Origin of the sequence: Spirillospora sp. NPDC049652, assembly GCF_040675125.1 — a bacterium.
Taxonomy (GTDB): domain Bacteria; phylum Actinomycetota; class Actinomycetes; order Streptosporangiales; family Streptosporangiaceae; genus Spirillospora.
In genome coordinates, this window is record NZ_JBFAOF010001321.1 from 1 (window position 1) to 1,582 (window position 1,582).

3 protein-coding genes are annotated in these 1,582 nt (G+C 74.7%); 1 reads left to right on the forward strand and 2 read right to left on the reverse strand.

Features of this window, described 5'->3' with window-relative positions:
• Positions 1-57: 57 nt before the first annotated feature.
• Both AB0J52_RS39810 and AB0J52_RS39815 read right to left on the reverse strand, forming a co-directional pair.
• Positions 58-357, reverse strand: a complete 300-nt coding sequence (locus AB0J52_RS39810) for a DUF6204 family protein (RefSeq protein ID WP_500188325.1) — start codon at positions 355-357, stop codon at positions 58-60.
• Entirely contained in the window at positions 354-1,010 is a 657-nt protein-coding gene (locus AB0J52_RS39815) for a TetR/AcrR family transcriptional regulator (RefSeq protein ID WP_500188326.1), read from the reverse strand. The genes AB0J52_RS39810 and AB0J52_RS39815 overlap by 4 nt, the downstream gene beginning before the upstream one ends.
• 74 nt (positions 1,011-1,084) lie before the next feature.
• Between AB0J52_RS39815 and AB0J52_RS39820 the strand changes: the two genes are divergently transcribed.
• The coding region (locus tag AB0J52_RS39820) for an ABC transporter ATP-binding protein (protein WP_500188328.1) at positions 1,085-1,582 on the forward strand (498 nt) is incomplete at its 3' end.

A 1,582-nucleotide genomic window follows, 5' to 3' on the forward strand; every position in this document is an offset into this window, starting at 1 on the left:
AGCCGCCGCACCTGACACCGCGCCTGACACCGCGCCTGACGCCGCGCCCGCCCGGGCTCAGCGCCTGCGGCGGATCTTGATGTCGCGCATGTCGGTGACGGCGATCTTCAGGACGCTGTAGGGGTGGCCGTGGGCGTCGAGCGCGGCCAGGGCGGCGAGGCCCGCGTCGTCCTCGCCGTCGTCCGGGCCCGCCGGGACCTCGACGCGGAAGGTGAAGACGGAGAACGAGCCGTCGCAGCTGAAGGTGCCGCGCTCGGTGAAGGCGACGCCGAACGGGTCGCCGCCGCGGAGCGCGGCACGGGCCGCGTCGTCCAGTCCGCCGAACTTGCCGCGCACGGACACGCGGAACACGTTCATCTCGGGTCGTCCCCTTCCGGGCGGGTCGCGTAGGTGAGGACGCGGTCGCCGAGCAGCGACTCCATGACGTCCAGCAGGTCGAGCATGGCGGCGGCGATCTCGCCGGGCCCCTCGTCGCGGGCGGTGCGCTCGGCGATCTCGGCGAACATCGTCTCCTGCGCCCAGGCGATCTGCGCGGCGACGAGCCGGGGCACCGGGTCGCCGGGGGACGCGCCGGACGCGGCGGCGAGCTCGGCGGTCAGGGCCGCGCGCATGTCCGCGCCGAGCCGGTCGAACCGGGCGAGCAGCGTCGGCGACTCGCGCACCATCCGCATGAACCGGCCGTAGCCGAGGGTGAGGCCGACGCTGCGGTCGCGGCGGCGCAGCTCCTCGCGCAGGTTCCGCAGGACGGCCCGGGCCGCCGACTCCCCCGGCGCGCGGTCGCGGACGAACGCGGCGAGCCGGTCGGCGGACGCCTCGTCGCCCCGCGGGAGGACGAGGTCCTCCTTGGCGACGAAGTAGTTGTAGACGGTCTTCACCGACACGTCCGCGGCCTCGGCGATCTCGGCGATCGTGACCGCCTCGAAGCCGCGCTCCACGAACAGCCGGGTGGCGACCTCGGCGAGGTGCCGCCGGGTCGCGTGCTTCTTCCGTTCCCGCAGGCTCTCCGTCACCCCGCCACCTTACATGGCATGCGAAACTTTCAGTCGATTGTATTTTTCGCATGCGTTGTGCTTTCCTGTCGGGCATGACCCCTCCCGTCCTCGACGTCCACGGGCTGAGCCGCACGTTCCGGCTGCGGTCCGGGCCCGTCCACGCGGTCCGCGGCATCGACCTGTCGGCGGAGCGCGGCGAGATCCTCGGCGTGCTCGGCCCCAACGGCGCCGGCAAGACCACCGCCGTCCGGATGCTCGCCACGCTGCTGCCCCCGTCCGGCGGCCGCGCCTCCGTCGCGGGCCGCGACCTGCTCGCCGACCCCGCCGGAGTGCGGGCCCGGATCGGCTACGTCGCCCAGTCCGGCGGCCTCGACCCGAACTGCCCGGCGGGCGAGGAACTGGTGACGCAGGGCCGCATGCACCGGCTCTCGCGCGCCGAGTCCGGGACCCGCGCCGCCGAGCTCGCCGCCGACCTGGACCTGACCGGCCTGCTGGACCGCCCGACCGCCGCGCTCTCCGGCGGCCAGCGCCGCCGTCTGGAGCTCGCGCTCGGCCTGGTGAACCGCCCCGAGGTGCTGTTCCTGGACGAG

Excerpts from the sequence above, each read along its gene's own strand:
- AB0J52_RS39810 (WP_500188325.1), bottom strand. The coding sequence starts at position 357 with ATGAACGTGTTCCGCGTGTCCGTGCGCGGCAAGTTCGGCGGACTGGAC.